This is a genomic window from Anaerocolumna sp., assembly GCF_032079385.1.
Classification (GTDB): domain Bacteria; phylum Bacillota; class Clostridia; order Lachnospirales; family Lachnospiraceae; genus Anaerocolumna.
This window is the reverse complement of record NZ_DAMAUC010000005.1, coordinates 205,480-212,521: the sequence shown is the minus strand read 5'-3', so window position 1 is coordinate 212,521 and position 7,042 is coordinate 205,480. Positions and strand designations below refer to the sequence as shown.

Annotated in this window: 4 protein-coding genes; 3 read left to right on the top strand and 1 reads right to left on the bottom strand. The window is 38.5% G+C overall.

Annotated elements, in window-relative coordinates:
• Positions 1-90 precede the first annotated feature (90 nt).
• The gene (locus RT261_RS06550) at positions 91-2,178 is read right to left on the bottom strand and encodes a flavocytochrome c (protein ID WP_313130894.1); all 2,088 of its coding nucleotides are present in this window, start codon (positions 2,176-2,178) and stop codon (positions 91-93) included.
• A 492-nt stretch (positions 2,179-2,670) separates the two neighbouring features.
• On the opposite strand from RT261_RS06550, the gene RT261_RS06545 reads away from it, so the two are divergent.
• From RT261_RS06545 to RT261_RS06535, 3 genes are read left to right on the top strand one after another with little or no spacing between them, the layout of a single operon-like run.
• The gene (locus RT261_RS06545) at positions 2,671-4,254 is read left to right on the top strand and encodes a sensor histidine kinase (RefSeq protein WP_313130892.1); all 1,584 of its coding nucleotides are present in this window, start codon (positions 2,671-2,673) and stop codon (positions 4,252-4,254) included.
• The gene (locus RT261_RS06540; protein ID WP_313130889.1) at positions 4,239-4,985 is read left to right on the top strand and encodes a response regulator transcription factor; all 747 of its coding nucleotides are present in this window, start codon (positions 4,239-4,241) and stop codon (positions 4,983-4,985) included. The genes RT261_RS06545 and RT261_RS06540 overlap by 16 nt, the downstream gene beginning before the upstream one ends.
• 5 nt (positions 4,986-4,990) lie before the next feature.
• Positions 4,991-6,790, top strand: a complete 1,800-nt coding sequence (locus RT261_RS06535; RefSeq protein ID WP_313130887.1) for a flavocytochrome c — start codon at positions 4,991-4,993, stop codon at positions 6,788-6,790.
• Positions 6,791-7,042: the final 252 nt, after the last annotated feature.

The window sequence follows — 7,042 nt, the reverse complement described above, 5'->3', positions numbered from 1 at the left end:
CTAAAAATAAATTAAGTCATTACGAAAACCCAATCAACACTTTTTGAGTTCTACACATCCCCAGGCAAAGCGTCCTGCAAAGATAAATTTTTATTTACCTACTAAACAGCTGTTAGCAGCGATTCTTCCAAAAATGGCTGTATCAGGAACCGCTACAGAGCCTAAACGGTTACCGCCATGAATCCCACCAGTTACTTCACCAGCTGCGTAAAGACCTGCAATTGGATTTCCGTCTTTATCAATGACACGGGCATCGGTATCAATTTGTACGCCGCCCATTGTATGGTGAACAGATACAACGCTTGAGAACATGAAGTAAGGTCCTTCACCAATCTTGTTAAAGTTGTCGGTACGTCCAAAATCTTTGTCTTCGCCGGCGTCAACCAGGCTGTTATAGTGTTCGATAGTTTCTTTTACTGCTTTAGCAGGGACACCGAAATGAGCACACACTTCTTCTAATGTTCCGATTGCTAATACACCGTTTTTCTGACATTGTTCAATTTCTGCAGCATAAGTTTCATATAATTCCTGTTCCTTTACTACATTAGCATCAATGATTTCATAAACCATGCTATCAGTTTGTTTTAATGTAGCATCAGAGATTACATCACGGGTACCTTTTTCGTTTACAAAACGTTTACCTTCTTTATTGACAAGTAAGGCAGTTGAGTTAAGACGTGCGTAATCAATGTAATAATAATTGCCTGTTGCAGGATTGTTTACAGGGTAGAGCTGAATATTTTCCATTCCTACTGTATTGGCACCGATTTCCATGGCCATACGAATACCATCACCGGTGATTGCAGGACTGTTGGTAGATGGGATAGAAGCATCCAGTGTTGGCCACATGGTATTATATTTTTCACGCATTTCTATATTTCTACCAAAACCGCCGGTAGCAATAATTACACCATTATTTGCATTAAATGTATAATTTGCACCATCTTTATGAAGTGCTTTTACACCGGTTACTTTTTTAGAAGCATCCTGGATCAATTCAGTTGCTTCAGTCTGTAAATAAATTTCCACACCTAATTCACGGGCTTTTCCCTCAAGAGTATCTACATAAGCAGGGCCATCACCAACAGGCCATAAAGTTCTTGCTACTTCGTGTCCGCCATACCAGCTTTGTTCATCACGGAATTTGATTCCTACATAATCCTTTAACCATTCTGCAGTTGGAAGAGCTTTTTCTGCAATAATTCGAACTAAATCAGGGTTACCAAGGTTGTATCCACCCTTCATAACATCATTATAGAATTTTTCTACACTATCATTTTTGATCCCTTGTTCTAACTGAACCCAGTTACCAGGTGCGGCAAATTCACCACCTGACATTCTTGTGTTACCGCCGGTAATATCCATCTTTTCAATTACTACTACACTGGAGGCACCTTGAGTCTTGGCTTCAATAGCAGCCGTAAGACCGGCACCACCGGCACCAATAATTACAACATCTGCTTCCACAACCTTATCCTCACCCTTTTGTACAACAGGTTTGATATTGTATTTTGACATATCTGCACCGGCAGTTTCTAAAGCATTTGTTACAGCAGCTAAGACTGCTTTACTGGAGGCAGTTGCACCGGAAAGTGCATCAACAGCTACAGATTGATTTTCAATAATACTTTTTGGAATAGCTTCCAGTGCTTTGGAACCAATACCAACTGTTTCAACGTTTTCAAGTACATTGATATCTGTAATTTTTTCATCAGCAATGGTAACTTCTACTTTTAAAGGACCCTGATATCCGGTTGCTTCACCGGGATATACGCCATCTGCAAGTGCAGTAGAAGGTTCTTCCTCTAAGAATTCTTTCATGGCATCTTTTACTGCTGCAATAATTGCTTTCGATGACATGGTTGCACCAGATACGATATCCACATCGGCAGAATTCTTTGACACAATTTCTCCGGGAAGTGCATCGATTGCTTTTGTACCGATTCCCTCTGTTTCCTGATGAGACTTTACGTCTACTTTTTCTATCTTATCTGCAGATAGTGTTACAGAAACAGTAAGTGTACCGCCAAAACCTTCTGCTGAACCTTCATAAGTTCCGGCTTTGTATATTCCATTTTGTTCTGGGGCTGCATTTGAGCCAGCTGAGTCATTTGACTTTACTCCGCATGCGCATAAAAGTAATGACATTGACAATAAAAGAAGTACAATTTTTTTCATAATAACCTCGATTCCGGTGCTTAGCACCTATTTAATATGACAGGGATTTGTGCTAAAGCACAAACTGTTGGTCCCATTGCATACCGCATCTGTTTGCAGATGTGGTACTGCATAAATTAGGATGAGAATTATGTATCTCAATAATTCCCATTAATCTTCCTAACATTCATTGTTATAATTATAACAATGTCAAATGGGATGAAAATGGACAAATGTTTCGAGGTTTTGTACTTTTTAGAAGCAACAGGGTGTCGAATCATGTATAAAAATGTTGTAAATCAATTTGGTAATAGGTATAATTAAGATAAACGAACAAACAACGAGTTGAATGGTGGGAAAACAGGGTTGAAACTAAATTTAAAAATTAAAACAAAAATATTACTATTCTTTAGTGGCAGTTTAGCGATTATTTTTTGCTCACTTTGTTTATTTATTAACTATATTATAAAGCCTCAGAATATGAAGGATACTGAATTTACAGTAAGCCAAATTATGGAATCTAAGGCAAATGAAGTAGATGCCTGGGTAAATAAAAAAGCTTTAGAATATCGCATTATTTCAGCAATCCCTGCTTTTTCCTCCATGGATGTCAGAGAAATCACTCCATTGATCAATCGCTTTACCAACTTATATATGAAGAATGGTGAAGTAATGGAGACATTTACCTACATTGGTAAGAATGGCTTTTGCTGGATTAATAGTGAGGCTACTGAAGATCTGATGGATTATAATGACTACCGCCTTGCTTATTCCTCGGATACGGAATTTGTGATTGGCCTGCCGACTATGAATCAGAATCACCGGGAGGTCATTTTATTCTATTATCCTGTTCTGGGTTATGGTAACGAAAAAGAGGCACTTATTTGTTCAGCGGTTCCTACGGTGGGTTTAAAAGGAATCGTGAATACCACCCAGATCTATGGCGGGAAGACATGGGTGATGAATCGAAATCATGACATCATTTCCACCAATAAGGAATATTTCTATAAGAATTATCTGGATATGGAAACTCTTAAATCTGTTAATACCAAATCAAGAACAAGCTCAGGCATGATACCTATTGTGGATGCAAATGGAGAAGCGTGTACGTTGTTCTTTACTCCGGTGCCTCATTATAACGACTGGATTACCTGTAATCTGGTGAGAAATAGTGAATTATCGAAGCAAACGGACGAGCTGATTGCAGGAAGTTTATTTCTCTTTTTTCTGTTGCTGATTGTTACTGCACTTCTTGGATTATTCCTGACTTATTTAGTGATGAAGCCCATTAAAAGACTTCAAACGTGCATGAATCAGGTGGAAGAGGGGAACTTAGATGCTTATTATGACTCAAAGGTAAGTAAAGATGAAATATATGAACTTGGCTTAACTTACAATAAAATGATCCAGCGGATATCGGATTTGGTTAGCCGTATTTATAAGGAACAGGAAGAAAAGCGAAAAGCTGAGGCAGCAGTAATGCAGGCCCAAATTAAACCACATTTTCTTTATAATACCTTGGATAATCTAAAATGGATGGCAAAAGAACAGGGAGCGGAGGAGGTTGCCAGTATGATTACTTCCTTATCCACCTTCTTTCGAATATTCTTAAGCAATGGTAAGGAAATGATAAGTATAGCGGAGGAATTCAAACATACAAAAGCTTATCTGGACATTCAATCCCTTCGTTATAAAGAAAAACTATCCTATGAGATTGAATTAGAGGAAGAGATCAAATTCTATAGCACGTTAAAAATAATTATTCAGCCCATGGTTGAAAATGCTATTTATCATGGGATTAAGCCCAAAGAGGGAAAGGGGCATATCCTTATTACAGGAAAGCGGACAGGTGATTTTATTGAATTTGCAATTAAGGATGATGGAATAGGAATGTCTCCTAAGTGCCTGGAGGAGCTGAATAAAAGGTTACAGAGTCTGGATTCCTCCAAACATTTTGGAATGGTGAATACACTTACCAGATTGAAAGCTACTTATGGAGAAGAAGCCAGTCTGACTGTTTCAAGTGAACCTTTTGTTGGAACTACAGTTACAGTAAAGTTTAGGGTTACGGAGGATATAGAATGTATAGAGCAATAGTTGTGGATGATGAAGAAATGATACGTAATGGTATGTCAAGGCAGATTGAAACTATGGGATTATCCATAAAGGTAGTAGCAAAGGCTAAAGATGGGGTAGAAGCCCTGGAACATTTTCATACGTACACTCCTGATATATTGCTGATGGATATTAATTTACCACGTATTGATGGATTGGAATGCATCCGAAGAATTCGGGAAATGAATCAAATCTGTGTGATTATTATAGTGTCAGGATACGATGAATTTGAATATGCAAGACAGGCGATTAAACACAATGTAGATTTTTATATGCTAAAGCCGGTTGAAGATGATGAGTTTAAGACAGTTATCCAGCAGGCAATTGCAAAGTACAATAACCGGATTGAACAACAAAATATCATTTCAAGGTTTACAGAACAAAAGCCAAAGCCCAGGTCAACCGTAATAGAGTTTATTAATACACACTATACCCAGAAGGAATTATCTTCGGAGATATTGGAGAAGGAGTTTAATTTAAGCCGTACTGCCTTATTTAAATTGATGAAGGAACTTACCGGAATGAGTTTTGTTGAATATTTAACCATGTTAAGAATAAACTATTCCATTCGATTATTAAAGGAGGATAAGACCATAGGGGAGATTTCTAACTTATCCGGCTATGCAGATCAATACTACTTTAGCCGTGTATTCAAAAAGAAAACAGGTTTTACTCCAACGGAGTATCGGGAGAATATGGAAAGGGAAAGGTAGAGTAAGTGAAAAGAGCAGTATTTGTAAGTTTATTTCTTATAATAATCGGTTGCTTTCTTACCGCATGTAAAGTTCAGGATAATACAAAAACCAATGGGGAAGGGGAAGGAGTTGTATCCGGAACTTTTAGGGGAGAAGCAAAAGAAGAGGAGGAGTACATATTAGTTGAGGTAATGCTGCAGGAGAATCAAATCTCTCATATTGAAATACTTAAGCACAATGAAACGCCGGGATTTGAGAAAGCCATGACTCAATTGATTGATGATATTGTAGCAAAAAATAGTATAGAGGTTGATGGAATTTCAGGTGCTACAAAAACCAGTAAGCGTTTTCTGAAAGCAGTTGAAAATGCAATTACAGCTGCGGGAATTACTCCAAAAGATCTGGCCTCTTCCAATGAATTAAACCGTAAAACAGATGGAGAATCCAGTAAAGTAGATTGCGATATTCTTATTATAGGTGGGGGAGGAGCCGGATTGTCCGCTGCCATTGAGGCACGTTCCCAGGGAGACGATCGTGTTGTCCTGTTAGAAAAAATGTCTTTTGGTGGTGGCAATACGAGAATGTCAGGAGGAGAATATGCAGCACCTGGTAACTGGGTACAGACCTCTCTGGGAATTGAGGATAGTGAAGAACTCTTTTTTAAAGATATATATGAAGGGGGTAATAAAAAAGGAAACAAAGAATTAATAAACATAGTAGTACAGAATGCTCTGCCAAATGCATATTGGCTCCGTGACTTCGTTGGTGTGGAATATAAGGATTATCAATCCTGGTATGGCGGCCACACAGTTTCCAGAACCTTATGGCCTGTGGGGGATGGCCCGAAGTACGTGGATACCTTAATTGATAAGGCGGTTGAGTTAGGTACAGATATTCACTATAACACAAGGGCAGAAGAATTCATTTGTAATGAGGAAGGTAAGGTTGTCGGAGTAAGAGCAAAGCGCAGCGGGAAGACAATAGAGTATATTGCCAAAAAGGGTGTTATTTTGGCAACCGGCGGTTTTGGTGCGAATGTGGAAATGAGAATGAAGTATGATACCCGCTGGAATGGCCTTGATGAAAGTATTCCTACAACCAATTCACCGGCTATTGTGGGAGATGGTCTAATAATGGCGGAAAAGGCAGGAGCTAATTTAATAGGACTTGGAGATATACAGCTGTATCCAATTAATAATCCAGCCACTGGAAACTATTACTTTATGGATTATGCCAGACTAAATTCCAATGCACTTCTTATAAATAAAAATGGAAAACGTTTTGTAGATGAAAAAAATACCCGTGACAAACTCTCGAATGAAATGCTGAAACAACCGGATGCAAAAGCTTATGAACTAATCGATAGTCAGGTAGTACAGGATATGAACTTAGAACTTTTATATGAAGGTGAAATTGCCAAGTGTTATGAGCAGGGGGTATTAGTGAGGGGAAGTCTTAGGGAGTGCTGTGATTATTTTGATCTGCCATTAGAAGAAGTACAAAAAACAATCCAAAGGTTTAATTCTTTTGCTGAAAAAGGAACGGATGAGGATTTTGGGCGGACTAAAAATCTTGAGAAAATAGGAGACGACACGTATTACATGTTCTCCTGTATTGTCTCCGTTCACCATACAATGGGAGGTGTTGAAATTGATAAATACGCCCGGGTGTTAGGAACGGATGGGAAGCCAATCAAAGGTCTGTATGCTGCCGGAGAGGTGACTGGTGGTATCCACGGAGAAAACAGACTGGGTTCATTATCTATGCCGGATACAGTTACCTTTGGGAGGATAGCGGCTCAAAGTGCAAAAAAGATGAAGTAAATATTTAAAAGCCATTACATAACTGAAGTTTCAACTTTCGTTATGCAACGGCTTTTTTTGAGACCGCTTCAAATTCAGTGTTTTGGAACTTTTGAGCCTTAATTATTTTATAAAATCCATGAACCACAGTCAAGGCTGAACCCCTTGCCTTGACAGCGTTTCATGGATTTTGTGTATTATCATTAAGCTCAAAATGGAGTATTCTGTAAAACGAGTTTACACGAAATAAGAAACGGAGCCCTTTTTTTAATT

Coding starts and splice junctions, on each gene's coding strand:
- RT261_RS06550 (WP_313130894.1), bottom strand. CDS start 2,178: ATGAAAAAAATTGTACTTCTTTTATTGTCAATGTCATTACTTTTATGC.
- RT261_RS06545 (WP_313130892.1), top strand. CDS start 2,671: ATGGAATCTAAGGCAAATGAAGTAGATGCCTGGGTAAATAAAAAAGCT.
- RT261_RS06540 (WP_313130889.1), top strand. CDS start 4,239: ATGTATAGAGCAATAGTTGTGGATGATGAAGAAATGATACGTAATGGT.